We start from the raw sequence: 25,801 nt of genomic DNA on the forward strand, positions 1-25,801 counted from the left end.
TATTGAATTTCTTATCAAGTAGGGCGTGCTAGCAGCACTGCACTAACACGCCCTAATATGTACTAAGAATTGACCAGAGAGACAAGCTAATGTTGTTGATTTGGCGATGCTACCAATCAAATAAGCTGTTAAGCCAGTTTGATTTCTTCTCACACTGCTGCTTTATTTGACCCGTTTTATCCCAAACTGGCAGTTTGTAATCACTACGACAGTTCATTTCTAAACCACCATCTGATGTCGGCTTAAATCCTAACGTGGTGATCTCTCTTGGCCATGGAAGCTCTAAACGCTCAGGAATGCGTTGCTTCAAATACTCTGCGTACACTCGTAATGCACCGCTCGATCCCGTTAGATGAACCGGTTTGTTATCGTCGCGGCCTAGCCAAATTGTCGTCACTTCACGGCCATCAACACCGACAAACCAGCTATCGCGGTTATCGTTACTGGTACCCGTTTTTCCTGCCAGTGCAGCCCAACCAAACTGGCTTTGTAAGAAGCGGCCTGTACCTTGAGCAACCCCCTGTTTCATCGCGTAGGTCGTTAGCCATGCTGCTTGCTCATCCACGGCTCTTGATGAACGAGGCAAGGATTGATACAGCACATTACCTTCCATATCCATCACTGAACGCAGAGCGGTCAGTTTCGCACGTTTGCCTGAGTTCGTCAGTGTCTGATACATCTGCGCGACTTCAAACGGCGTCAAAGAAAACGAGCCCAAAAACATCGAAGGCACTGGGCGGATTTCGTCTTTGTTCACGCCCAAACGTTCTAAAGTATCGGATACTTCGGGGATACCAAGCGCCATGCCTAAGCGCACGGTTGGCACGTTGAGCGACTTCGCTAAAGCAATATAAAGTGGCACATCACCACGGTATTTTCGGTCGTAGTTGCGCGGTGTCCATACATTACCTTTACTGCTTTTCAGGCTTAGCGGCGTGTCGTGCAGCGTCGTGCCTAGGTTATATTTTTTCGGTTGTTCTAGAGCCGTCAAGTAAATCGCTGGTTTAACTAAAGAGCCAATTGGACGACTGGCATTGAGCGCGCGGTTAAAACCTTCATAACCAACACGTTTACCGCCAACCATGGCTCGGATTTCACCACTATGACGATCAACCGCAACTGCGGCAGCTTCTAATTCTTTACCGCCTCGTTTAGCTAGCTCCGGGATCTTTTTCGCGATGGCTTGCTCCATTTTGCTTTGCGATACCGGATCCAGAGACGTAAACACGCGCAGTCCGGTTTCCGCTTTAAATCGCTCCCCCACTTTTTCTTTCAATTCAATGCTCAATTGCTGGAAATAAGCGGGCTGACGGCTCGCGATACGTGGTTTGCTCTGCGTATCAAGCGAACGACTGACGGCTTGCTCATACTGCTCAGATGTCAGCATGTTTTGCTGCATCAACAAACGTAATACAAGATCGCGGCGCTCTTTCGTACGCTCGGGGTAACGAATTGGATTGTAGTAAGACGGTCCTTTTACCATCCCAACTAACATCGCCAGTTGATCGATTCGCAGCTCTTGGATCGGTTGTCCAAAGTAATAACGCGATGCCAAGCCAAACCCGTGGATCGCTTCACCACCGCTTTGCCCCAGGTACACTTCGTTAAGGTAGGCTTCCAAAATACGATCTTTGCTGTAACGGTAATCCAAAATTAACGCGATATACGCTTCTCGAACTTTACGCCACAGCGTTTTATCACGGGTCAAAAATAGGTTTTTCGCTAACTGCTGAGTTAGCGTACTACCACCTTGAACAGTACGACCCGCTTTAATGTTTGCAACCATTGCTCGTGCAATCGCGAGTGGAGACACCCCATCGTGTTGATAAAAATCCCGGTCTTCGGTCGCAAGCAGTGCATCAACTAAAATTTCTGGGAACTGATCACGACGCAAGAACAGACGCTGCTCATCTTGATCTTTCTCCAGCATCCCCAACATCTTCGGTTCTAAGCGTAAGTAACCAAGATCACCTCGGGACTCTAAAGACTGAATACGCTGTAAGCCAGAATCTGAAAAATGGAGCATCACGTGACGATCCGGTTCAGGACCATCGGCAAATTCAAATGGACGACGGATCAGCTCAATACGAGTGGAAGAAGAAGAGTACTCACCAGGATAGCGAGGCTGACTTACCTTACGGTAATTCAGTACATCCAGCTCGTTGCGCAGTTCTTGAATGGTGATATTTTCACCCGGATTTAAGTTCAAGATGCGAGCATAAACCACCGTTGGCAGTTCAAACAGCTGACCTTCAAAGCGCTCTTTCACGACACTATCTAAGTAAATCCCAACAAACAGCAAAACAGCGGCAAGCGCAACACCGGCTTTCCAGCTAAATGACCACAAAACTTTCAGCCACGAACGTTTCTCGTTAGCCGGCTTTTTACTCGGTGTGCGTCGAGTCGGTTTTGTCGTTCCTTTATTGGTTGTACTTTTCTTCGCTGGCGCTTTTTTCGCGCTAGGCTTTTTGCTGTTAGTCATTATTCAATTGTCTTTTTGTTTTCGTAGTTGCTACATGATTGGCAGGATCATCTGGCCAAACGTGTTTTGGGTAGCGCCCTTTCATCTCTTTTTGAACGTCTTTATAGCTTCCGTTCCAGAAAGCCGCCAAGTCAGACGTCACTTGCAGCGGACGTTGTGCCGGCGAAAGCAGTTCAAGCACCAAACGCTTACGACCAAGTGCTACCGTAGGAGAGCCACTCTCACCAAATACCTCTTGCATACGCACCGATAGTTTCGGCTCATGGCCATACTGGTAACGGATACGCTTCTTTGAACCTGTCGGCAGTTGGTAATGCTCTGGTAACCATTCATCCAGCTGTTGATTGAGTGGCCAACCTAATCGAGCGTTCAGCGCTTCGACCAAGTTTATCTTGCTCAAATCGTTAACCGAACTGACGGACGTCATGTATGGCTCTAACCACTCTTCTAATGAATCCAACAAACTGGCTTCATCAAACATTGGCCATGATTGCTCGGGTAACCATTCCACCGCACAACGAATCCGAGCCAACAAGCTCTCCGCAGCCGGTGTCCAGTTTAGACTCTGTAAGCCCTGGCGGCGGACATACGTGAGTAAAGCTTGTGTCATTTTTTCTTTGCCAGGGCTTGGCAAAGGCTCGCGTTCAACCACCAGCTGACCGAGTTTTGTTTGTCGCTCAGCCATTAGACGCCCTCTTTTTTCATCCCAGTCTACAACTTCTTCAGACGAAAATAGCGCTTCAAAGGTCGCTCGCAATATATTGACATCCAATTCACATGCCGAATGAATTTGACTGGAGTTAGAATGAGAACGCATTAAGTCAACGGCAACCAAATACTCACAGCCACCTAGCATGTCTTCCTGACGACATTCTGCACCATGACCATTAGCCAAAGTAAATCGCCCAAATTGATTTGTGCGCTGCTGCGCAATGCGATCTGGAAATGCCAGACTTAACACCAGCGGTAGTGCATCTTCATCCACGCCTTTCAGGTCAAATACCGTATCCAATTTGTACGCTAGAGATTGAGCACGCTTGAACAACAGCGACTTTTTTGGATGAGTACCAACAAGCCAACGATGCAAGCTATGAGCGATATTGGTAACGTTTCTCTCTGGCTCTTCAATCAGTGCGACCGCCGCCAAAGCAGCATTTAACATCTTATCACTGTAAGATTGCGCTTTAATTAGCATCGCAGCCGCACGAGGCTCAACGCCTAGTTCATGCGCCTGTTTTCCTTCGGACGTTAATTGCCCTTTTTCCGTCAGTAGTCCCAATGACACCAATAGCTGCTTCGCTTGTTCCAATGACGCATTAGCGGGAACATCAAGCCACTTGAGATCGTGGATATCACTCGCTCCCCAAAAGGCCAGCTCCATGACTAAGCTCGATAGATCGGAATGCAAAATTTCGGGTTGAGAAACCTGCGGCTGTTGCTTGAACTGGCTTTCAGAATAGAGGCGAACGCAAATGCCCTCTTCTATTCGTCCCGCTCGTCCTGCACGCTGAATCGCTGAAGACTGTGCAATGCGTGTTTGCTCTAAGCGTGTTAAACCGTTTTTCAAATCAAACCGGGCAATACGCTCTAGCCCAGAATCAACCACAAGGCGAATGCCTTCAATCGTCAGTGAAGTTTCTGCGATGTTGGTCGCGAGTACGACTTTACGCTTGCCGTGTTCTGCCGGCGTGATGGCTTTTTGTTGCTCAGTAAAGCTCAGTTGCCCATAAAGCGGACACACTTCAATATCATCCGCCAAATGAGATAAACGTTCTTCGACTTGTTTAATTGCCCCAACGCCCGGTAGGAAAGCCAACAAAGAGCCGGACTCTTTGTTCATAAGACTTTCTATTGTTTTTGCCATACTCGTAGGTAAATGATCATTCACACCTAACGGTTGGTAACGCATTTCTACGTCGAAACTGCGTCCTTCTGATTCAATGTAACAGGCTTCCGGCAACAACGACTGTAAGGCTTGTTGATCAAGCGTTGCCGACATTACCACCAGCTTGAGATCGTCTCGCAATGCCTCTTGAACTTCTAAACTGAATGCCAAAGCGGTATCGGCATGAATGCTGCGTTCATGAAACTCATCAAAGATCAGCAGTTCAACACCATCCAGTTCAGGGTCAGTTTGGATCATCCGAGTCATGATCCCTTCGGTTACGATCTCCAGCTGCGTTGCAGAACTTACCTTTGCCTCGCCACGAACTCGATAACCCACGCGTTGCCCTACTTGCTCTCCCAATTGCTCAGCAAGATAACGGGCAATGTTACGCGCCGCGAGTCGTCTTGGTTCGAGCATGATGATTTTGCCAACAACCGAATGGTTTAAGAGGAGCTGTAAAGGGAAGTAGGTCGACTTACCGGCACCAGGCGCCGCTTTTAAGATCACTTGATGTTGATTTTTGACCGCCGTCAGCAACTCAGGCATCACGGCTTCAATCGGCAATTGTGACAAAGGAAATACCTTATGGTGTAATGGTGGCAACATTGTACATAAAAAAATTTTTGTCTAAATAAGCAAATGCATTTCACACCCGCTTTAGAGTCCGCCACTCTACTCAAACGCTATAAACGCTTTCTTGCCGATATCGAACTCGATACCGGTGAAATTCGTACTATCCACTGCGCAAACACTGGCGCTATGACAGGTTGTGCGACACCCGGAAACAAAGTTTGGTTTTCCACTTCCGACAACCCGAAACGAAAATACCCCAATAGTTGGGAGTTGAGTGAAACCGAACAAGGCCACCGTATTTGTATCAATACCGCGCGCGCCAACCAATTAGCCGTTGAGGCTATTGAAAATAATGTCATTTCAGAGCTTTGTGGTTATGACACACTTCAAACTGAGGTGAAATACGGTAATGAAAATAGCCGAATTGATATCTTGCTCAGCGCAGACAACAAGCCAAAGTGCTATATAGAAGTGAAAAGCGTCACTCTTCTTGATGAGACCGACTCTACTGGACAAGGATACTTCCCAGATACGGTCACGACTCGGGGACAAAAGCACCTGAGAGAGCTCACAGAAATGGCACAAAATGGAAGTAGAGCCATACTTTTATTCACTGTTTTACATTCAGGTATTGAAAAAGTATCCGCGGCGCACCATATAGACGCGAAATATTCACTATTACTCAAACAAGCACAAGACGCTGGAGTGGAAGTTCTCTGCTACAAAGCTGAACTGAGCGATACTGGAATGAAGCTGATTTCCGCTATTGATTTTATCAATTAAGAGAAAAAATGATGTCGTCTTCACATTGACGATAACTTTGCGATTCAGTATTTGCTTGCACCGCCTCTTTTTGCTATAGATACCCGCCTTAAATTGACTGCGTAGCAGTTGACTAGGTGTAAGTAGGAGATGCTGTATGCCAGAATCAAAGAAGAAAACGATAGGCATCCTAGCCATTGCCGGCGTGGAGCCATATCAGGAAAAACCTGGTGAAGAGTACATGTCACCAGAGCAGGTTGAACACTTTACGAAAATCTTAACAGCTTGGCGCGACCAGCTGAGAGCTGAAGTGGATCGTACCGTTCACCACATGCAGGACGAAGCAGCAAACTTCCCAGATCCAGTTGACCGCGCCTCTCAAGAGGAAGAGTTCAGCCTAGAACTGCGTAACCGCGACCGCGAACGCCGTTTGATCAAGAAGATTGAAAAGACTTTGGATAAAATCAAAGAAGACGATTTTGGCTTCTGTGAGTCTTGTGGCGTAGAGATTGGCGTTCGCCGTCTTGAAGCACGTCCAACCGCTGACCTATGTATTGACTGTAAAACACTTGCAGAAATCAAAGAGAAGCAAATGCAAGGTTAATCAACCAAGCATTATGATTATTGAAGGGAGCTCAGGCTCCCTTTTTGTTTTGACTACCTTTGCATCCCATTTGTTTACTAAATTCGAGATACACGCATGACACGCTATGTAGGTCGATTCGCCCCATCTCCTTCTGGTCCTTTACATTTTGGTTCACTGATTGCCGCTCTTGGCAGCTATTTTCAAGCGAAAGCACACAACGGAACCTGGTTAGTACGTATTGAGGACTTGGACCCACCAAGAGAAATGCCAGGTGCGGCGCAACTAATCCTAGATGCGCTCAAAGCCTACCAGCTGCATTGGGATGGAGAGGTGGTATACCAGAGTGAACGTCATGACCTTTACCAAGCCCAAATAAACACATGGCTCGAAAATGGTGAGGCCTATTATTGCCAATGTACTCGAAAGCAAATTAAAGAGCATGGCGGGTTTTATCCTGGCACTTGCCGCGATAAAAACTTGAAAGACGGCGCGATTCGCCTAAAAATGACCAAGCCTGTCGCTCATTTCTTCGATCAGAAGCATGGAACAATTAAGATTCCAGAGCAACTCGTTAATGAAGATTTCATTATTAAACGTCGAGATGGATTATTTGCTTATAATCTTGCGGTAGTATTGGACGACATCGACCAAGGCGTCACAGAAGTCGTGCGTGGTGCAGACTTAATCGAGCCAACAGGGCGTCAAATCAGTCTGTACCAGATACTTGGGCAGCCTGAAGTCAGCTACTTGCATTTACCATTGGCGATGGACAACAACGGCAATAAACTGTCGAAACAAAATCACGCGACGGCTATTGATATAGAGACACCAAAGCCTACTCTATTACGCGCCATGACATTTTTGGGCTTCGAGATACCGGAAGCCATAAAAGCGGCCAACATAGAAGAGATTCTTCGTTGGGGCTGCGAAAACTGGCGCTTGGAACAGCTTCCAACAGAGATCGAGATCACACCGTGATTCTCAAATGGCATTGTGTAGGCTATCATTAGCCGCAAATTAGGCCCTAGAGGCGCAAAAACTAACCAAAGCAAGATTGGACTAAACCCAGTTATTGCCAGATGCACATGAATACAAACGACTATACACCAAGCGAACCTGCCACTATTCCAGAGCTCGCTCTCAATGTAATAACTCGTGAAGAGCACAACATTTCGCGTAAGCAGATCAGTGATAATGCACTGAAGGTACTGTACCGCCTAAATGGTGCTGGTTTCGATGCTTTTCTTGTGGGTGGCGGGGTTCGAGACTTACTGCTTGGACAGAAACCAAAAGATTTTGACATTGCGACCAACGCAACGCCGGAACAGATCAAACAGCTATTTCGTAACTGCCGTTTGATTGGTCGCCGCTTCCGCTTGGCTCACATTATGTTTGGCCGAGATATCATTGAAGTAGCGACATTCCGCGGTCACCACCAAGAGCAAAAGAATAAGAGCATCTCTCAGCAATCGAAAGAAGGAATGCTGCTGCGGGACAATGTCTACGGCACCATCGATGAAGATGCTGAGCGCCGTGATTTCACGATTAACTCGATGTACTACAACATCGCGGATTACTCGATTCACGACTACGCACGTGGTATTGAGGATTTAGAAGATCGCCTCATTCGACTGATTGGCGATCCAGAAACACGCTACCGTGAAGATCCAGTACGTATGTTGCGTGCGGTTCGCTTCGCGGTAAAGCTGGACTTTGATATTGAAGAAGACACCGCGGCACCAATCGAACACATGGCACCGTTGCTCGGTGACATTCCGTCAGCGCGTCTTTTTGAAGAGTCACTCAAGTTATTGCAATCCGGTCATGGCTTAGAAACCTACCACCTACTGCGTGAGTACAACTTATTCCAACAGCTCTTCCCGACGATTGCAGCGCACTTTACAGAAGATTACTCCTCTCACACAGAGCAAATGTTGGATCTCGTGTTGGATTCTACTGACATGCGCATCGAAGATGGGAAACGCATCAACCCTGCATTTATGTTTGCTGCAATGCTGTGGTACCCACTGTGTGCGAAAGCCGATGAACTGATGGAAGAGCGCAACCTAGGCCATTACGACGCTATTATGGAAGCGAGTAACATCATTCTTGATGAACAAGTTCGTACAATTGCCATTCCAAGACGCCACACCGCAACCATTCGCGAGATTTGGCAGCTGCAGCTGCGCCTTCCTCGACGTAACGGTAAACGTGCATTCCGTCTTATGGAGCTCAATAAATTTAGAGCTGGCTTTGATTTTCTTGAAATGCGCGGTGAAATTGAAGGTGGTGACACTCAGAAGCTTGCCAAGTGGTGGGAAACTTTCCAAAATGCAGGCCGAGAAATGCGTCAAGCAATGGCTGCCGACCTAGACGGTCAATCACCGAAGAGTGGTCAGCGCCGCCGTAAAACCTATCGCAAGAAAAAGAGTAAGCCTAAGTCATGATCACAGCGTACATTGCGGTAGGCAGTAACTTGGCTGATCCTGTCAGCCAAGCGAAGCAAGCGATTGAAGCGTTAAAAACGCTGCCTAAATCAGAATTTGTTCAGGCTTCTTCGCTATACAGCAGCACGCCAATGGGACCACAAAACCAACCGGATTACATCAATGCGGTTGTGTCGATTAACACCAGTTTGACGCCTCTTGAGTTGCTCGATTGCACGCAAGCCATTGAGCAAGAACAAGGGCGTGTCCGTAAAGACGAACGTTGGGGACCAAGAACCTTGGACCTCGACATTGTTCTTTATGGCAATGAGGTGATTAATTCCGAGAGGCTGATCGTTCCTCATTATGGAATGAAAGAGCGTGAATTCGTACTCTACCCTCTTGCGGAAATTGCACCAAGTTTACAACTCCCCGATGGGATCGAGGTCTCTAAACTACTGGAACAAGTAGATAGAAACGGCCTCAGTATCTGGCAGTCATAGCCAACTCCTAGTAAGGATAAAACCATGAAAAAAATGACCATCAACGACCTAATCAAGTGGAAGCAAGAAGGTCGTAAATTTGCTACTTCAACCGCTTATGATGCGAGCTTTGCCCAACTGTTTGAAAGCCAAGAAATGCCAGTACTTCTTGTTGGTGATTCTCTAGGTATGGTTTTGCAAGGTCACAACGATACTCTGCCAGTAACGGTCGATGATATCGCTTACCATACTCGTTGCGTACGCGCAGGTAGCCCAAATTGTTTGTTGATGGCTGACATGCCATTCATGAGCTACACCACGCCAGAGCAAGCTTGCGAAAATGCGGCTACACTGATGCGTGCTGGTGCCAATATGGTGAAAATTGAAGGTGGTGACTGGCTAGTCGACACTGTAAAAATGCTCACTGAACGCTCGGTTCCAGTTTGTGCTCACCTTGGTTTAACTCCTCAAGCCGTGAATATTTTTGGTGGTTACAAAGTTCAAGGTCGCGATCAAGAAAAAGCGGACCGCATGGTGAAAGATGCGTTAGCACTGCAAGAAGCAGGCGCTCAAATCGTCTTACTAGAGTGCGTGCCTGCTGAGCTTGCTGAGCGTATTACGCAAGTGCTCGACGTGCCTGTTATCGGTATTGGAGCTGGTAACGTGACAGATGGTCAAATTCTCGTGATGCATGATATGTTCGGTATCTCTGCCAACTACATGCCGAAATTCTCCAAAAACTTTCTTGCTGAAACAGGTGATATGCGCAAAGCCGTTGCTAAATACATTGAAGATGTAGCCAACGGTGTATTCCCAGACGACGCTCATACCATTGCCTAGAGGATAAATGCATGCAAACTTTTGCGGAAATCTCAGCAGTTCGTGAACACCTTAAAACCTTTAAACGTGAAGGTCGTAAAATTGCGTTTGTCCCAACCATGGGCAACCTTCACGAAGGTCACTTAACTTTAGTGCGTAAAGCACGCGAATACGCTGATATCGTTGTCGTAAGCATCTTTGTTAATCCGATGCAGTTTGATCGTGCAGACGATTTAAATAATTACCCGCGTACGCTAGAGGAAGACTTAAGCAAGTTAACCTCTGAAGGGGTCGATGTGGTATTTACGCCGACACCAGAAGTTATCTATCCTGAAGGGCTTGATAAACAAACGTTTGTTGATGTTCCGGGTCTATCGACTATTTTAGAAGGGGCTTCACGCCCTGGTCATTTCCGTGGCGTCACAACCATCGTAAACAAGCTATTTAACATCGTTCAGCCAGATGTGGCCTGTTTTGGTGAGAAAGATTTTCAACAACTTGCGGTTATCCGCAAGATGGTTGATGACCTAGCAATGGATATTGAAATCATTGGTGTACCAACCGTACGAGAGATGGACGGTTTAGCAATGAGTTCACGCAATGGCCTGCTGACATTGGATGAACGTCAACGTGCGCCAGTACTTGCTCGTACAATGCGTTGGATCAGCAGTGCCATTCGTGGTGGCCGTGATGACTACGCATCGATCATCGAAGATGCGAGCGACCAACTGCGAGCTGCAGGTTTGCACCCTGATGAGATCTTCATTCGTGATGCTCGTACATTACAAGTGATCACACCAGAAACGACACAAGCCGTCATTCTGATGTCTGCGTTCTTAGGCAAAGCTCGTCTTATCGATAACCAAACGGTAGATATGGTTGTCGAAGCGAAGGAAGAAGCAGAGTCTAGTAATACAAACTCAGAGAGCGCAGAGTAAGCTCTGAGCCATCAAGACGTAAAAAGGTCGACTCTTAGTCGACCTTTTTTATGTTCTACGTATAGACGCAATCTAACCCTTCAGGGCGTGTTTTAAACCGCTTGTGCAGCCACATCCACGCTGGAATATCACGTTTTATCATTTTCTCGAGTTCTTGATTCAAGATACTTGCCGCTTTAATCGCATTACGCCTCTCGAAACGCTCACTGATATCTTTTCCAATATACAACGTGTAATGGTGATTCTTGCTCACTGTGACGCCAGATATGACCGCACACTTTGTTGCGTCTATAAGCACACTAGAGCCCACGGTACTCGCGGCTTGTTCAACAGCAAAGAACGGCGCAAAAACAGAATGGCTAACGCCATAATCATGGTCGGGCAAATACCAAAGTCGATGACCATTTTTCAGAACTTTGAGCATTGATTTCACGTCTTTTCGATCAATCATTTGATGCCCAAAACGAGTTCGACCTCGATGTTGAATAAACTCATAAGCAGGATTCGAATTTGGGCGATACACACCGTAACCTTTGGCAAACTGGCTAAAAATACGAGCGGTTATCTCCAAGTTTAAATGGTGACTGCACACCACCAACACACCACGCCCATTCTTTTCCTCAGCGAGTAAACGATCTTTCCCAACAGTAGAGGTTATCCGACGTATCCGCCAATCTGGCCAAAACCACGCTATGCCCGTTTCGATGATCGCCATTCCCGTATATTGAAAGTTTTTTCGTACTACGTCCTTACATTGCCAGTCCGTAAAATCAGGGAAACACAGCTGGAGATTACGCAGAGCGATCTTGTGTCGGCGCTTCATTACATGCATCGCAACACAGCCGATACTTCTACCTAAGATTCGCAATACTATGTATGGCAGTACATTAACAAGAATCGCTAAAGATCCAAATGCCAGCCAAACAGACCAATATTTGGGCTTAAGTAACTGATAGGAGAAAGGCGGCGGCGGGACAATATTCATAGGATCACTCATTTATTACAAATGATTGAAACCTATCATGATAAAAACTGAATGATTGTATGGGTATGTATTGTTATGCATGCCAAAGAGCAGCATGATTCGCTGCTCTTTGTTGTGTGGGAGAGTCTTAGCTTCTTAGCCCAATACCTTTCGTTACTAAGTAATGAGCAACGGCATACAGCGCTATCACAAACACCGCAAGCACACTGAATGAGGTGACAATACCTACATCCGATACGCCTAAAAAACCATAACGGAACGCATTCACCATGTAGACGATTGGGTTAATCTTAGAGACACCTTGCCAAAATTCAGGCAGTAAGCTGATGGAATAAAAAACACCACCCAAGTAGGTTAACGGGGTCAACACAAATGTAGGAATGATCGAAATATCATCAAACGTTTTTGCATAGACCGCATTGATCAGCCCGCCTAGAGCAAATACAACGGATGTCATGAAGACGGTCGCAACAATAATACCCCAGTGTTCAACTTGCAGATCCACAAACAATAGAGACACACAGGTAACAATAGCGCCTACTAACAAACCTCGAGTCACACCGCCCATTACGTATCCAGCAATAATCACGTAATTTGGCACCGGTGCCACCAGCAGCTCTTCAATGTTCTTCTGTAGCTTTGCACTAAAGAACGAAGACGCCACATTCGAGTATGAATTGGTGATAACCGACATCATGATCAAACCTGGAACTATGTACTCCATGTAGCTAAAGCCGCTCATCTCACCGATTCGAGAGCCAATAAGATTACCGAAAATGATGAAATACAGTGTCATTGTGATAGCTGGCGGTACTAAAGTTTGCACCCAAATACGCGTAAAACGGGTGATCTCTTTGCTCAGCAAGCTACGAAATGCCGTCCAATATAAACCGTACATTTACTTACTCCCTTCTCTTACAATGCTGACAAACAACTCTTCCAGTCGGTTGGCTTTGTTACGCATTGAAAGAACTTTAATACCATGCTCTGTTAACTGACTGAACACTGAATTCAATCCTTGGCTTTTATCTAGCTCTATCTCTAAAGAGCCATCAACAATACTTTGTCGATTGACGCCTTCAAGCTCAGGCACCTCGCCTTCAGATTCAATGTCTAGGATAAATGTCTCGACGCTTAACTTACCTAGCAACGCCTTCATGGTGGTGTTTTCAATCAACTCACCCCGGTTGATAATGCCGATATTTCGACACAGCATCTCCGCTTCTTCTAGGTAGTGCGTCGTCAAAATAATCGTAATCCCTTGCTCTTGGTTGATCTCTTTCAGAAATTCCCACATTGAGCGGCGTAGTTCAATGTCCACCCCAGCCGTTGGTTCATCCAAAATGAGCAACTGCGGCTCGTGCATCAAAGCTCGGGCGATCATCAAACGGCGCTTCATTCCGCCAGATAAATTACGGGCACGCTCTTTACGTTTTTCCCATAAATCGAGTTTTTTCAGGTACTTTTCAGCTCGTTCTTTGGCTAATACTTTAGACACACCGTAATAGCCCGCTTGCTGCATCACGATTTGTTCAACAGTTTCAAACTGATTGAAGTTGAACTCTTGTGGCACCAAGCCTAAATTCTGTTTGGCCAACTCAAGGTCGGTATCAATGTCATAACCGAAAACTTTCGTCGTCCCAGAAGTTTTGTTCACTAAGGAAGAGATGATGCCGATCGTGGTCGATTTTCCTGCACCATTGGGACCTAGAAGCGCGTAGAAGTCACCCTTTTTCACTTGGAGACTAATACCTTTTAACGCCTCAAAGCCACCTGCATACGTCTTGCGCAACTGTTCAATTTCTAATGCGTACATAAGGTCGTGATTGCCGTTTGTTTGTGATTACTAATACCGACTCGATGTTTATCAGCGGTTTACTACGAAATCGCCTTGGGTATTGTACTGGAGGTCCATCAGTTTATCGTTGAATAACGATGATTACAATTAAACCTTTCGATAATATTGGAAATATAGTCCCTATCAACGTAAAGGTTATCTGCAAGTAAGGAAAAGTTAGGGAATAAAAAACGCAACAGAGCGCTGTTGCGTTTTTAACGATCAGAGTGATTACGCCGTTATACGCTGATACTGGTCCGCCTCGACATGAGCTACCGCCGCATTTAATGCTTCATAACGGAATTGGTACATATTGTCATTCGGGACAAGATCAATAACGTGGAACTTTTCTAGCTGTTCTCGCGTGCGCTCATTTGGACACAACAAATACACGGCACAATTAGCATCGAGCGCATCTTTAATCGCGTTTTCTAACGCTAAACCGACAGTAACATCAATCATAGGTACATCGGTAAGATCGAGAATCATCACATCATAATCCGAAATACTGGAGTGCTGGCGTGAAATTGCCTTAGAAACACTGAAGATCATTGGGCCCGAAAGATAAAAGAACAGTACTTTGCCATTGGCGCGATCAAGCAAGCCACGCTCGCTGTCAGTTAGCGGCACATCGTCTTCATCCGCGTCACTGATCGCTTTCACTTGCCTCGCCTGTTCTCGGCTCAGACGCTCAATGATAATAATGTTGGAAATAAAGACGCCCAAGCCCACGGCAACGATAAGATCAACAAACACTGTGAGCAACATAACGCCATACATTACCGCCATTCCGGAAAAGCTAACCTTGTGTGCTCGTTGAATAAAACTCCAATCCAAAATGTTAAAGCCGACATATACTGCAATGCCAGCCAACACAGCCATTGGGATCGGCTCCGTTAATCCACCAGCAACCAATACGACCAATGCAAGCATAAGTGCACGAATCACACCGGACAATGGCGAACGAGCCCCAACTTGAATGTTAGTCACAGTGCCCATCGTTGCGCCCGCGCCAGGTAGTGCACCGAACAAGCCTGAGATCATGTTGGCAAGACCTTGGCCTCGCAGTTCTTTGTCTGAGTCGTGCTCTTTACGAGTCAAGGAGTCACCGATAACCGCCGTCAACAAAGTATCGATACAACCTAAGGTGCCGAGCACCAACGCATCAATAACCATCTCAACAAACATATCTGGATCAATATGAGGTGCAACGAGAGAAGGCAATCCAGCCGGGATTTCACCGATACGACGAATGTCTTCCGTATCGAAGAGCATCACAGACAATAAAGTCACCGCAACCAACGCCACGAGTTGCGCTGGTACATATTTTCGATATTGCTTAGGGAAGAAAAAGAGAATCCCCAAAGTCAGTAGACCTAAAAACAGTTCACTGAACTTGAGGTTAGAAATGGTCTCCGGCAAAGCAGATAATGTTCCGAGCACTCCTCCAGAAGGAGCAGCATGCCCCATCAAAGGTGATAGCTGCAAAATGATAAGAATCACGCCAATCCCTGACATAAAGCCCGAAATCACGCTATAAGGCATCAAGGTAACGTATTTACCCAGTTTTAACGTCCCTAATAGGATTTGGAACGCGCCAGCCATCATAACAACCGTGAAGGTCATGGCCATGCCCGTTTCTGGATACTTCGCCATCATACTGGTTAATACAGCGGTCATGATTACCGTCATTGGCCCTGTTGGTTCTGATATTAACGTATTAGAACCACCAAACAACGAAGCAAACAAACCGACCATTATTGCGCCCCAGAGGCCTGCTTCTGCCCCTGCACCGGATGCAACACCGAACGCTAACGCCAAAGGAAGAGAGATAATCGCCGTGGTTACCCCGCCAAATACATCCCCTTTGAAATTAATATCTTCAAAACGACTACCGAACACTGCTGATTTCCCTGCATTCAATTTTAAAAAGTAAAATGTCATTACTTTAACGAGCCAGGCGAAAATTTAAACCATAAATAGATTAAGGCTAAATTCACACCACAAATAATTAGGCCTAATTTTACGTTTTTATTGATGAAAACTAGTCAGATGAGTCCTGTCTGACGAATATTTAACGAGATCGAAATTGTAACATTGTGTATAGTTACAACACTGATCGCTTGCATGTTCATATAAGCGGCAGCGCTTTTGTCTTTTAAGGGAAGTAGTTTGCAAGATGCCGGAAATTAAACAGTTATTTGAAAACAATTCAAAATGGTCTCAAGAGATCAAATCTGATCGACCTGAATACTTCGCAAAACTCGCAGAGGGTCAAAAGCCCGATTTTCTTTGGATTGGCTGTTCTGATAGCCGTGTCCCTGCCGAGCGACTAACCGGACTATACTCGGGTGAACTATTCGTTCATCGGAATGTTGCAAACCAAGTCATCCATACAGATCTCAACTGTCTGTCCGTCGTTCAATACGCCGTAGACGTTCTTAAGGTTAAGCACATCATTGTCTGTGGACACTATGGCTGTGGTGGCGTAAACGCTGCCATTGATAACCCTAAGCTAGGTCTTATTAATAATTGGCTGTTACATATCAGAGATATCTATTTCAAACACCGCACTTACCTAGATCAAATGCCGCAGCAAGATCGAGCAGATAAACTAGGCGAGCTTAATGTCGCAGAGCAAGTGTACAACTTGGGTAACTCAACCATCCTGCAAAACGCTTGGGAGCGTGGGCAAGATGTTGAAATTCATGGCGTGGTATACGGCATTGAAGATGGTCGTTTAGAGTACTTAGGCATTCGTTCTAACTCTAAGGAAACCGTAGAAGCGTCTTATCAGAAAGCCCTTTCGACGATTCTAAATACAGACAACAAGCTGCTTTGTCGCTAAGCTACATCTAAGATTTGAACAAAAAAACGCCCATCTGAGATGGGCGTTTTTTTGTATTTTTAATGCTGCTCTCAATGATTATTCTTGAGGTACAACTTTACCGATGTATGGTAAGTGGCGGTATTTCTGCGCGTAATCAATACCCACACCAACGACAAACTCATCTGGGATTTCGAAACCAATCCAATCCACAGGAACATTCACTTCACGACGAGATGGTTTATCTAAGAGCGTACAAATCGCGATAGACTTCGGCTCACGCAGCGATAAGATCTCACGGATTTTATTTAGTGTGTTACCTGTATCAATGATGTCTTCAACAAGCAAAATGTCTTTGCCTTTGATGTCATCATCCAAATCTTTCAAGATACGAACGTCACGTGAACTTTCCATTGTGTTGCCGTAGCTTGACGCTGTCATAAAATCAACTTGGTGAGTCAGTTCGATAGCACGTGCCAAGTCTGCCATAAATACAAATGAGCCACGCAATAAGCCTACCAACACAAGATCTTCACTACCTTGATAACGCTCTGTAATTTGTTTGCCTAATTCACGAACTCGTTCCTGAACTTCTTGCTCAGAAATCATGACTTCTATTGTATGTTTCATACTGTGCTCAATCTAATTTGTGGGTTGAGGTAAGTCGCACGCAAACGATCACCTAATCTTACGGCGTGTAGTGTATCACCACGTTCATTGGGTTGAAAGTCACATCCTGTTGCCAAAAAATCTTGGAAGAAGGTCTTAGTTTTATAAAGTTCATAGCTAAATTTATCAATAATAATGACATTACTGTATATAAATTGTTCTACAGATGTTGACCTTGTTGATATGCACCATTACACTCATCACTGCTTTAAGCAACTATTAAAATAATCAATTAGGGGTTACCCCCAATATCAACTCAAATGGCAAGGAAAATGGATATGGACTCAATTGCAAAGAGACCTAGAACTAGGCTTTCCCCGATCAAACGTAAGCAACAGTTAATGGAAATCGCATTGGAAGTGTTTGCGCGCCGCGGCATCGGTCGTGGTGGTCACGCAGATATCGCAGAAATTGCTCAAGTTTCTGTGGCGACCGTTTTTAACTACTTCCCGACTCGTGAAGACTTAGTGGATGAAGTACTCAACCACGTCGTACGTCAGTTCTCGAACTTCCTATCGGATAACATTGACTTAGACTTACACGCACGTGAAAACATCGCCAATATTACTAATGCAATGATCGAGCTTGTCAGTCAAGACTGTCACTGGCTAAAAGTTTGGTTCGAGTGGAGTGCTTCAACACGTGACGAAGTATGGCCATTGTTTGTTTCAACTAACCGTACTAACCAGTTGCTGGTACAAAACATGTTCATTAAAGCGATTGAACGTGGCGAAGTGTGTGATCAGCACGATTCAGAACACTTGGCAAACTTGTTCCACGGTATTTGTTACTCACTGTTTGTCCAAGCGAACCGTGCAAAAAGTGAAGCGGAACTTAAGCACCTTGTTAGTTCATACTTAGACATGCTTTGCATTTACAACCGTGAACACTAAAGCTTAACTCGCAATATATGTCAGCCCACCCGTTTGGTGGGCTTTTTATTGTCTGCTGTCAGCCGAGCACACGTTTATATTCCTACCTAGCAAACATAAAAAAACCGCTGCAATGCAGCGGTTTCTATCATTCAGTCAGAAAAAGCTTACTTCTTCTTAACTGCTTTTTTGTTTGGCAGGTCAGTGATTGAACCTTCAAATACTTCAGCAGCTAGACCTACAGACTCGTGTAGAGTTGGGTGAGCGTGGATAGTCAGAGCGATATCTTCTGCATCACAGCCCATCTCAATTGCAAGGCCGATTTCACCAAGTAGTTCACCACCGTTAGTACCAACGATAGCACCACCGATTACGCGGTGAGTTTCTTTGTCGAAGATTAGCTTAGTCATACCGTCTGCACAGTCAGATGCGATTGCACGACCTGATGCTGCCCATGGGAATGTTGCAACTTCGTACTTGATGCCTTCTTCTTTCGCTTCTTTTTCAGTCTTACCAACCCAAGCTACTTCTGGCTCAGTGTACGCAATTGAAGGGATAACTTTAGGGTCGAAGTAGTGCTTCTTACCAGAGATAACTTCAGCAGCTACGTGACCTTCATGCACACCTTTGTGAGCAAGCATTGGTTGACCAACGATATCACCGATCGCGAAGATGTGAGGAACGTTAGTACGCATTTGCTTATCAACGTTGATGAAGCCGCGCTCGTCAATTTCTAGACCCGCTTTTTCACCGTCGATTAGCTTACCATTTGGTACACGACCGATAGCAACTAGAACCGCATCGTAACGCTCAGCTTCAGCTGGCGCTTTCTTGCCTTCCATTGAAACGTAGATACCGTCTTCTTTTGCTTCAACTGCTGTTACTTTCGTTTCTAGCATTAGCTTGAACTTGTCTTTGATACGCTTAGTAAATACTTTCACGATATCTTTGTCTGCTGCAGGAATTACCTGGTCAAACATTTCAACAACTTCAACTTTAGAACCTAGAGAGTGGTAAACCGTACCCATTTCTAGACCGATGATACCACCGCCCATGATAAGCAGTTTTTCTGGCACTTCTTTTAGTTCAAGAGCGTCAGTAGAGTCCCAAATACGTGGGTCTTCATGCGGGATAAATGGCAGTTTGATTGGACGAGAACCAGCCGCAACGATTGCGTTGTCAAAGTTAACAACTGTTGGCTCACCTTCGCCTTCTACAAGGATAGAGTTAGGGCCAGTGAACTTACCGTAACCGTTAACTACTGTTACGTTACGCATCTTAGCCATACCGCTTAGGCCACCAGTTAGTTGGTTAACAACTTTTTCTTTCCAGATGCGGATTTTGCTGATGTCTGTTTGAGGCTCACCGAACACAACGCCGTGGTCAGCCATCGCTTTCGCTTCTTCAATTACTTTAGAAACGTGAAGCAGTGCTTTAGATGGGATACAACCCACGTTCAGACATACACCGCCAAGCGTGCTGTAACGTTCAACTAGTACAGTTTCAAGACCTAAGTCCGCACAACGGAATGCAGCGGAGTAACCAGCAGGACCAGAACCAAGTACAACAACTTGGGCTTTAATTTCTTTGCTCATTTTGACCTCTTGTAGTCATTATCCCTAACAGGCTGAGTGGGTATCGATTTTTTATGTTTAAGAGAGATTTGTTTTAAACAGTTATTTTCAGACCGCTAACAGTTTACAGAGATGTTAATGGTGTGAAAAGTAAATCAATTTAGCCTGTGAGCTAGACAACAATTCGATTGTGAAAACCCTGAACGAAGCAAGGCTGATAACCAAATTGTCGGTAATTATGATTAGCAGAGGCGGCTAAGTTGCCGCCTCTCATTCATCTAATTTCTATTACAGAACTAGACGACGAATGTCAGATAGACATGAGTTTAGGTAAGTGATGAAGCGCGCACCTTCAGCACCATCGATCACACGGTGGTCGTATGATAGAGACAGTGGAAGTTGTAGACGCGGTTCGAACTCTTTACCGTTCCATACCGGTTTCATTTCTGACTTAGACACACCTAGGATACCAACTTCTGGTGCGTTTACGATTGGAGTAAACGCCGTACCGCCGATACCGCCTAGGCTAGAGATAGTGAAACAGCCACCTTGCATGTCAGCAGCAGTTAGCTTGCCTGCACGTGCTTTCTTAGAAACAGCCATTAGCTCTTCAGATAGCTCGTAGATGCCTTTCTTGTTCACGTCTTTAAATACAGGAACAACTAGACCGTTTGGCGTATCTACTGCGATACCGATGTTCACGTATTTCTTCAGAATTAGGCTCTCACCGTCTTCTGATAGAGAAGAGTTGAACGCTGGGAACGCTTCAAGTGCTTTAGCAGCCGCTTTCATGATGAACACTAGTGGAGTGATCTTCATGCCAGTGTCTTTCTTCGCTTCAATCGCGTTTTGCTCTTTACGGAATGCTTCAAGAGCCGTGATGTCTGCGTTATCCCACTGTGTAACGTGCGGGATCATTACCCAGTTACGGTGGAGGTTTGCACCAGAGATCTTCTTAATACGAGATAGCGGTTGAACTTCTGTCTCACCGAACTTGCTGAAGTCCACTTTTGGCCATGGTAGTAGACCAAGAGCAGCACCGTCGCCTTTGCCAGATGCTGCTGCACCAGACTCAAGACGCTTAAGCGCTTCTTTCACGTAGTTCTGAACGTCTTCTTTCAGGATACGGCTCTTACGACCAGAACCTTTAACCTTAGAAAGGTTTACGCCGAACTCACGAGCTAGACGACGAACAACTGGAGACGCGTGAGCGTACTCATCGTTCTCTTTGAAATCGCCAGTCGCTGCTGGAGCTGCTGCCGCTGGAGCTTCTGCTTTAGGAGCTGCCGCTGCAGGTGCTGCCGCTTGAGCTGGAGCCGCTTGAGCTGGAGCCGCTGCCGGAGCAGGTGCTGCGCCCGCTACTTCGAATACCATGATTAGTGAGCCAGTAGACACTTTGTCGCCAGCTGCAATCTTGATTTCTTTAACTGTACCAGCGAATGGTGCAGGAACTTCCATAGAAGCTTTGTCGCCTTCTACAGTGATTAGAGATTGCTCTTCTTCCACTGTATCGCCAACTGCAACCATGATTTCAGTCACTTCTACTTCATCGCCACCGATATCTGGTACGTGAACTTCTTTCGCCGCAGATGCTGCTGGAGCTGCCGCTGCTGGAGCTTCAACTGCCGCAGGAGCTGCTGGAGCACCTGAACCTGCAGTTTCGAATACCATGATTAGAGAGCCAGTCGATACTTTATCGCCTGCTGCTACTTTGATCTCTTTAAGCGTACCTGCGAATGGTGCAGGAACTTCCATAGAAGCTTTGTCGCCTTCTACAGTGATCAGAGATTGCTCTTCTTCGATGCTGTCGCCGATTGCTACCATGATTTCAGTAACTTCAACTTCGTCACCACCGATGTCTGGTACGTGAACTTCTTTCAATTCTGCCGCTGCTGCTGGAGCTGGAGCTGCTGCTGGAGCCGCTTCTGCCGCAGGAGCAGGTGCAGCGTCTGCTGCACCCTCGGCTTCGAAAATCATGATTAGAGAACCAGTAGAAACCTTGTCGCCTTCTGCAACTTTGATTTCTTTAACGATACCCGCTTGAGAAGCAGGAACTTCCATAGAAGCTTTATCGCCTTCAACAGTGATCAGAGACTGTTCTTCTTCAACCTTGTCGCCAACGCTTACAAGAATCTCAGTAACTTCAACCTCATCCGCACCGATGTCTGGTACATTAATTTCGATTGCCATTTCTTATCTACCTTCTTAATTAAGCGTATAGCGGGTTTGTTTTCTCTGTGTCGATGTCGAACTTCTTGATTGCTTCAGCAATTACAGTCTTTTCAACTTCGCCACGTTTCGCTAGTTCAGTTAGCGCTGCTACTACTACGTAACCTGCGTTCACTTCGAAGTGACGACGTAGGTTTTCACGGCTGTCTGAACGACCGAAGCCATCAGTACCAAGAACTTTGAAAGACTCAGCAGGAATGAATGCACGAACCTGCTCTGCGTAGTTCTTCATGTAGTCAGTTGCTGCGATAGCTGGCTCAGTACCCATTACTGTTTGGATGTAAGGTACTTTCGCTTCCGCTTCTGGGTGAAGCATGTTGAAACGCTCTGCATCTTGACCGTCGCGAGTTAGTTCGTTGAATGACGTTACAGAGTAAACATCAGAAGCAACACCGTACTCTTCGCTTAGGATTTGAGCTGCTTTACGTACTTCATTCATGATAGTACCTGAGCTCATTAGCTGAACTTTCGCTTTGTCGCCCGTGTAAGTTTCTAGCTTGTAGATACCTTTACGGATGCCTTCTTCAGCGCCTTCTGGCATTGCTGGCATTGCGTAGTTTTCGTTCATTAGCGTTAGGTAGTAGAACACGTTCTCTTGATCAGGACCGTACATACGACGGATACCGTCTTGCATGATTACTGCTACTTCGTACGCGAATGTTGGGTCGTAAGAGATACAGTTAGGAACCGTGCCCGCCATGATGTGCGAGTGACCGTCTTCGTGCTGTAGACCTTCGCCGTTCAGCGTTGTACGACCAGCGGTTGCGCCTAGTAGGAAACCACGTGCTTGTTGGTCGCCAGCCATCCACGCCATGTCGCCAACACGTTGGAAGCCGAACATTGAGTAGTAGATGTAGAACGGGATCATTGGTAGGTCGTTTGTCGAGTATGAAGTCGCAGCAGCAACCCATGAAGACATAGCACCTAGCTCGTTGATACCTTCTTGTAGAACCTGACCTGAAGTCGCTTCTTTGTAGTAAGAAACAACGCCACGATCTTCTGGTGTGTAAGTTTGGCCGTGCGGGTTGTAGATACCGATTTGACGGAACAGACCTTCCATACCGAATGTACGCGCTTCGTCAGCAATGATAGGAACGATGTTCTTACCAATGTTCTTGTTCTTAAGTAGAACGTTCAGTGCACGTACGAATGCCATAGTAGAAGAGATATCACGCTTCTGTTCTTCTAGTAGTGGCTTGAATTCTTCTAGCTCAGGAACGATGAATTCTTGAGTGAATTTTGGTAGACGCTGTGGTGTGTAGCCGTGTAGCGCTTTACGACGAGCGTGTAGGTATTCGTACTCTTTTGAACCTTCTTCAAGTTTCAGGTACGGAAGTTCTTTCACAGCTTCGTCAGTTAGGATGTCTTGAAGACCTAGACGATCACGTAGGTGTAGTACGTGAGTCATGTCCATCTTCTTAACTTGGTGCGCGATGTTCTTACCTTCAGCCGCTTCACCCATGCCGTAACCTTTAACAGTCTTAGCTAGGATTACTGTTGGACGACCTTTAGTTTCTGCCGCGTTTTTGTATGCCGCGTATAGCTTAGAAGACTCGTGACCACCACGCTTAAGTGCGAAGATTTCGTCATCAGTCATGTCAGCAACAAGTGCAGCTGTCTCTGGGTACTTACCAAAGAAGTGCTCACGTACGTACGCGCCGTCTTTTGATTTGAATGTTTGGTAGTCGCCGTCGATCGTTTCATTCATAAGCTGTAGAAGCTTACCAGTCGTATCTTTAGCTAGTAGTGAATCCCAGTTGTTACCCCAGATTACCTTCACTACGTTCCAACCAGCACCTTTGAACAGACCTTCAAGTTCTTGAATGATCTTACCGTTACCCATTACAGGGCCATCTAGACGCTGTAGGTTACAGTTGATTAGGAAACATAGGTTGTCTAGTTTCTCACGCGCAGCGAAAGAGATAGCACCACGTGATTCTGGCTCATCCATCTCACCGTCACCTAGGAACGCGTAAACGCGCTGCTCTGAAGTGTCTTTTAGACCACGGCCTTCTAGGTACTTAAGGAAACGAGCTTGGTAGATAGAAGCGATTGGACCTAGGCCCATCGATACTGTCGGGAACTGCCAGAATTCAGGCATCAGTTTAGGGTGCGGGTATGAAGGAATACCTTTGCCGTCTACTTCTTGACGGAAGTTGTCTAGCTGCTCTTCAGTTAGACGACCTTCAACGAATGCACGTGAGTAGATACCTGGTGAAATGTGACCTTGGTAGTAAACTAGGTCGCCACCGTCCTTCTCGTTTGGCGCACGGAAGAAGTGGTTGAAACATGTCTCGTAGAACGCAGCAGAAGACTGGAAAGACGCCATGTGGCCGCCTAGCTCTAGGTCTTTCTTAGATGCACGTAGAACGATCATGATAGCGTTCCAACGAATAATTGAGCGAATACGACGCTCAAGTGTTGTGTCACCTGGGTATGCTGGTTCTTGGTCTGCAGGAATCGTGTTGATGTAGTTAGTTGTGATACCTGTTGGCATATCAACACCGTCTAGACGTGCTTTATCTAGAACTTGCTCTAATAGGAATTGAGCACGCTCTAGACCTTCTTCACGTACAACTGACTCAAGCGCTTGTAGCCATTCTTGAGTTTCCAGTGCATCTACGTCATGCTTCATATCAGACATGGCGATCTATCCTTCTGTTGGTTGGATCTACTTATTTAAGTAACGCTCTTACGAGTCATTACCCTGCTGAATTCGACGTAGAGAACGCTCTCGTCGAGACTCTTCTCGAGTCAAATCCAACAATGTTTCTTCGATGTAAGCCAAGTGCGAGTGGGACATTTCTCGCGCCTTTTCAGGCTGACCAGAAACAATCGCATCCACGATATTGGCTCGGTGTTTACTGACTTTCTCGACCGCTTCTGGGCGGCGACGTAGTAATTTAAAATTTTGTAGAATATTTTGCTCAAGCAAAGGTGCTAAGCTTCGAACAATGTGCAACAAAACCACGTTGTGCGCGGCTTCTGTCAAAGCGATCAAAAATTGCATCACTTCCGCAGATTCAGCTTCGATATCGTTGTTTGCTTGCTCTTGGCTAATGCGCTCAAGGCAACCTTGAATACGCGCAAAATCTTCTTCGGTACCACGTAAAGCTGCAAAGTAAGCTGAAATTCCTTCCATTGCATGACGAGACTCAAGCACATCAAGCTGGGTTTCAGAATGACTAGACAACAAATTCAACAAGGGATCTGAAAAGCTCTTCCAGATATTCTCACTTACGAATGTTCCGCCACCTTGGCGACGAGTCAACAAACGCTTCGCTTCTAAGCGTTGAATGGCTTCTCGGACTGAAGGACGAGACACATCGAACTGTCTTGCCAGTTCACGCTCTGGAGGCAGTTGTTGCCCCGGAGACAATGTTCCTTCCACTATCAACCTTTCTAACTCTTGTTCTATAACATCAGAGAGTTTTGGCTGACGAATCCTTTGATAAGCCATAATTTATTGTTCTTCTACTCTTGCAGGTAATTGGTAATACCAATTTTAAGTTGGTGCAGAAATTAACATAATTAAAACGCCACTGTCCAGCCGAAAATTGACCTAAATCATAGAACGAGCTTACTTCCAACACTCTGATAACAATCGACTGTTAAAACAGCAATAGAATTGGTATGACCAATTACATAAAGCATACAAATGGGAAGTCGACGTGCTAGCAATTTTGGAAAAGAAATACAGAAAATGACAAAATTATCAGTCTGTTTATTCACCAAAACGGCGTATACGAGCGTAAAAATGTAGTTAACTTTTAACAATCATTAATATTTCTGGTATCAAAAAAAGGCATACCTGATCGTATGCCTTATTTATTTCGCTTTTTTGAATTTACA

At 45.8% G+C, this 25,801-nt stretch carries 20 protein-coding genes; 9 read left to right on the plus strand and 11 right to left on the minus strand.

Annotated features, from left to right (window positions below; all coding sequences use genetic code 11):
• Nucleotides 1-109 precede the first annotated feature (109 nt).
• Both mrcB and hrpB read right to left on the minus strand, forming a co-directional pair.
• The gene (gene mrcB / locus P4S59_RS12720) at nucleotides 110-2,482 is read right to left on the minus strand and encodes a penicillin-binding protein 1B (RefSeq protein ID WP_337168508.1); all 2,373 of its coding nucleotides are present in this window, start codon (nucleotides 2,480-2,482) and stop codon (nucleotides 110-112) included.
• Nucleotides 2,475-4,943: an ATP-dependent helicase HrpB gene (hrpB, locus tag P4S59_RS12725; protein ID WP_337168509.1), complete on the minus strand. Its 2,469-nt coding sequence runs from the start codon at nucleotides 4,941-4,943 to the stop codon at nucleotides 2,475-2,477. Before hrpB ends, mrcB begins: the two co-directional genes overlap by 8 nt.
• A gap of 66 nt (nucleotides 4,944-5,009) precedes the next feature.
• On the opposite strand from hrpB, the gene sfsA reads away from it, so the two are divergent.
• The 7 genes from sfsA to panC all read left to right on the plus strand — a co-directional run bounded on the left by sfsA (nucleotide 5,010) and on the right by panC (nucleotide 10,956).
• Nucleotides 5,010-5,726, plus strand: a complete 717-nt coding sequence (sfsA, locus tag P4S59_RS12730; RefSeq protein ID WP_337168510.1) for a DNA/RNA nuclease SfsA — start codon at nucleotides 5,010-5,012, stop codon at nucleotides 5,724-5,726.
• Nucleotides 5,727-5,862: 136 nt separating this feature from the next.
• Nucleotides 5,863-6,309, plus strand: a complete 447-nt coding sequence (gene dksA, locus P4S59_RS12735) for an RNA polymerase-binding protein DksA (protein ID WP_005386584.1) — start codon at nucleotides 5,863-5,865, stop codon at nucleotides 6,307-6,309.
• A 96-nt stretch (nucleotides 6,310-6,405) separates the two neighbouring features.
• Nucleotides 6,406-7,269, plus strand: a complete 864-nt coding sequence (gene gluQRS, locus P4S59_RS12740) for a tRNA glutamyl-Q(34) synthetase GluQRS (RefSeq protein ID WP_337168511.1) — start codon at nucleotides 6,406-6,408, stop codon at nucleotides 7,267-7,269.
• A gap of 101 nt (nucleotides 7,270-7,370) precedes the next feature.
• Entirely contained in the window at nucleotides 7,371-8,738 is a 1,368-nt protein-coding gene (gene pcnB, locus P4S59_RS12745; RefSeq protein ID WP_046875073.1) for a polynucleotide adenylyltransferase PcnB, read from the plus strand.
• On the plus strand, nucleotides 8,735-9,220 hold the full coding sequence (folK, locus tag P4S59_RS12750) for a 2-amino-4-hydroxy-6-hydroxymethyldihydropteridine diphosphokinase (RefSeq protein WP_337168512.1): 486 nt from the start codon (nucleotides 8,735-8,737) through the stop codon (nucleotides 9,218-9,220). The genes pcnB and folK overlap by 4 nt, the downstream gene beginning before the upstream one ends.
• Nucleotides 9,221-9,244: 24 nt before the next feature.
• Entirely contained in the window at nucleotides 9,245-10,039 is a 795-nt protein-coding gene (gene panB, locus P4S59_RS12755; protein ID WP_005396718.1) for a 3-methyl-2-oxobutanoate hydroxymethyltransferase, read from the plus strand.
• A gap of 11 nt (nucleotides 10,040-10,050) precedes the next feature.
• Nucleotides 10,051-10,956 (plus strand): pantoate--beta-alanine ligase, encoded by a 906-nt coding sequence (panC, locus tag P4S59_RS12760; RefSeq protein WP_337168513.1) that lies wholly within the window; start codon nucleotides 10,051-10,053, stop codon nucleotides 10,954-10,956.
• Nucleotides 10,957-11,011: 55 nt separating this feature from the next.
• Here the strand turns inward: panC and P4S59_RS12765 are convergent, their stop codons facing one another.
• The 4 genes from P4S59_RS12765 to P4S59_RS12780 form a co-directional block, all read right to left on the minus strand.
• A complete protein-coding gene (locus P4S59_RS12765; RefSeq protein WP_104970935.1) occupies nucleotides 11,012-11,941 on the minus strand; it encodes a Kdo(2)-lipid IV(A) acyltransferase in 930 nt (309 codons plus the stop codon).
• 127 nt (nucleotides 11,942-12,068) lie between these two features.
• Nucleotides 12,069-12,839, minus strand: a complete 771-nt coding sequence (locus tag P4S59_RS12770; RefSeq protein ID WP_005396714.1) for an ABC transporter permease — start codon at nucleotides 12,837-12,839, stop codon at nucleotides 12,069-12,071.
• Nucleotides 12,840-13,757: an ABC transporter ATP-binding protein gene (locus P4S59_RS12775; protein ID WP_005396713.1), complete on the minus strand. Its 918-nt coding sequence runs from the start codon at nucleotides 13,755-13,757 to the stop codon at nucleotides 12,840-12,842. It lies immediately after the preceding gene.
• Between the two features lie 252 nt (nucleotides 13,758-14,009).
• A complete protein-coding gene (locus P4S59_RS12780) occupies nucleotides 14,010-15,680 on the minus strand; it encodes a SulP family inorganic anion transporter (RefSeq protein WP_046875129.1) in 1,671 nt (556 codons plus the stop codon).
• A 277-nt stretch (nucleotides 15,681-15,957) separates the two neighbouring features.
• Here P4S59_RS12780 and can point away from each other — a divergent pair, with 277 nt between their 5' ends.
• On the plus strand, nucleotides 15,958-16,626 hold the full coding sequence (gene can / locus P4S59_RS12785; RefSeq protein ID WP_005379996.1) for a carbonate dehydratase: 669 nt from the start codon (nucleotides 15,958-15,960) through the stop codon (nucleotides 16,624-16,626).
• 78 nt (nucleotides 16,627-16,704) lie between these two features.
• On the opposite strand, the gene hpt is transcribed toward can, so the two are convergent.
• Nucleotides 16,705-17,235: a hypoxanthine phosphoribosyltransferase gene (gene hpt / locus P4S59_RS12790; protein WP_005379995.1), complete on the minus strand. Its 531-nt coding sequence runs from the start codon at nucleotides 17,233-17,235 to the stop codon at nucleotides 16,705-16,707.
• A gap of 317 nt (nucleotides 17,236-17,552) precedes the next feature.
• Between hpt and opaR the strand changes: the two genes are divergently transcribed.
• On the plus strand, nucleotides 17,553-18,167 hold the full coding sequence (opaR, locus tag P4S59_RS12795; RefSeq protein WP_031780576.1) for a transcriptional regulator OpaR: 615 nt from the start codon (nucleotides 17,553-17,555) through the stop codon (nucleotides 18,165-18,167).
• A 146-nt stretch (nucleotides 18,168-18,313) separates the two neighbouring features.
• On the opposite strand, the gene lpdA is transcribed toward opaR, so the two are convergent.
• The 4 genes from lpdA to pdhR form a co-directional block, all read right to left on the minus strand.
• Nucleotides 18,314-19,741 carry a dihydrolipoyl dehydrogenase gene (lpdA, locus tag P4S59_RS12800; RefSeq protein WP_005379993.1) on the minus strand — a complete coding sequence of 476 codons (1,428 nt, stop codon included), beginning with the start codon at nucleotides 19,739-19,741 and terminating at the stop codon, nucleotides 18,314-18,316.
• Between the two features lie 267 nt (nucleotides 19,742-20,008).
• On the minus strand, nucleotides 20,009-21,910 hold the full coding sequence (gene aceF / locus P4S59_RS12805) for a pyruvate dehydrogenase complex dihydrolipoyllysine-residue acetyltransferase (protein WP_337168514.1): 1,902 nt from the start codon (nucleotides 21,908-21,910) through the stop codon (nucleotides 20,009-20,011).
• 19 nt (nucleotides 21,911-21,929) lie between these two features.
• Nucleotides 21,930-24,593: a pyruvate dehydrogenase (acetyl-transferring), homodimeric type gene (aceE, locus tag P4S59_RS12810; protein WP_337168515.1), complete on the minus strand. Its 2,664-nt coding sequence runs from the start codon at nucleotides 24,591-24,593 to the stop codon at nucleotides 21,930-21,932.
• A gap of 48 nt (nucleotides 24,594-24,641) precedes the next feature.
• Nucleotides 24,642-25,409 carry a pyruvate dehydrogenase complex transcriptional repressor PdhR gene (pdhR, locus tag P4S59_RS12815; protein ID WP_005396680.1) on the minus strand — a complete coding sequence of 256 codons (768 nt, stop codon included), beginning with the start codon at nucleotides 25,407-25,409 and terminating at the stop codon, nucleotides 24,642-24,644.
• Nucleotides 25,410-25,801 lie beyond the last annotated feature (392 nt).

Origin of the sequence: Vibrio sp. M60_M70 (assembly GCF_037162085.1) — a bacterium.
Taxonomy (GTDB): domain Bacteria; phylum Pseudomonadota; class Gammaproteobacteria; order Enterobacterales; family Vibrionaceae; genus Vibrio; species Vibrio diabolicus.

What these genes read in the sequence shown, in the direction of transcription:
- mrcB (WP_337168508.1), bottom strand. Translation starts at nt 2,482, where the DNA reads ATGACTAACAGCAAAAAGCCTAGCGCGAAAAAAGCGCCAGCGAAGAAA.
- sfsA (WP_337168510.1), top strand. Translation starts at nt 5,010, where the DNA reads ATGCATTTCACACCCGCTTTAGAGTCCGCCACTCTACTCAAACGCTAT.
- dksA (WP_005386584.1), top strand. Translation starts at nt 5,863, where the DNA reads ATGCCAGAATCAAAGAAGAAAACGATAGGCATCCTAGCCATTGCCGGC.
- gluQRS (WP_337168511.1), top strand. Translation starts at nt 6,406, where the DNA reads ATGACACGCTATGTAGGTCGATTCGCCCCATCTCCTTCTGGTCCTTTA.
- pcnB (WP_046875073.1), top strand. Translation starts at nt 7,371, where the DNA reads ATGCACATGAATACAAACGACTATACACCAAGCGAACCTGCCACTATT.
- folK (WP_337168512.1), top strand. Translation starts at nt 8,735, where the DNA reads ATGATCACAGCGTACATTGCGGTAGGCAGTAACTTGGCTGATCCTGTC.
- panB (WP_005396718.1), top strand. Translation starts at nt 9,245, where the DNA reads ATGAAAAAAATGACCATCAACGACCTAATCAAGTGGAAGCAAGAAGGT.
- panC (WP_337168513.1), top strand. Translation starts at nt 10,051, where the DNA reads ATGCAAACTTTTGCGGAAATCTCAGCAGTTCGTGAACACCTTAAAACC.
- P4S59_RS12765 (WP_104970935.1), bottom strand. Translation starts at nt 11,941, where the DNA reads ATGAATATTGTCCCGCCGCCGCCTTTCTCCTATCAGTTACTTAAGCCC.
- P4S59_RS12770 (WP_005396714.1), bottom strand. Translation starts at nt 12,839, where the DNA reads ATGTACGGTTTATATTGGACGGCATTTCGTAGCTTGCTGAGCAAAGAG.
- P4S59_RS12775 (WP_005396713.1), bottom strand. Translation starts at nt 13,757, where the DNA reads ATGTACGCATTAGAAATTGAACAGTTGCGCAAGACGTATGCAGGTGGC.
- can (WP_005379996.1), top strand. Translation starts at nt 15,958, where the DNA reads ATGCCGGAAATTAAACAGTTATTTGAAAACAATTCAAAATGGTCTCAA.
- hpt (WP_005379995.1), bottom strand. Translation starts at nt 17,235, where the DNA reads ATGAAACATACAATAGAAGTCATGATTTCTGAGCAAGAAGTTCAGGAA.
- opaR (WP_031780576.1), top strand. Translation starts at nt 17,553, where the DNA reads ATGGACTCAATTGCAAAGAGACCTAGAACTAGGCTTTCCCCGATCAAA.
- lpdA (WP_005379993.1), bottom strand. Translation starts at nt 19,741, where the DNA reads ATGAGCAAAGAAATTAAAGCCCAAGTTGTTGTACTTGGTTCTGGTCCT.
- aceF (WP_337168514.1), bottom strand. Translation starts at nt 21,910, where the DNA reads ATGGCAATCGAAATTAATGTACCAGACATCGGTGCGGATGAGGTTGAA.
- aceE (WP_337168515.1), bottom strand. Translation starts at nt 24,593, where the DNA reads ATGTCTGATATGAAGCATGACGTAGATGCACTGGAAACTCAAGAATGG.
- pdhR (WP_005396680.1), bottom strand. Translation starts at nt 25,409, where the DNA reads ATGGCTTATCAAAGGATTCGTCAGCCAAAACTCTCTGATGTTATAGAA.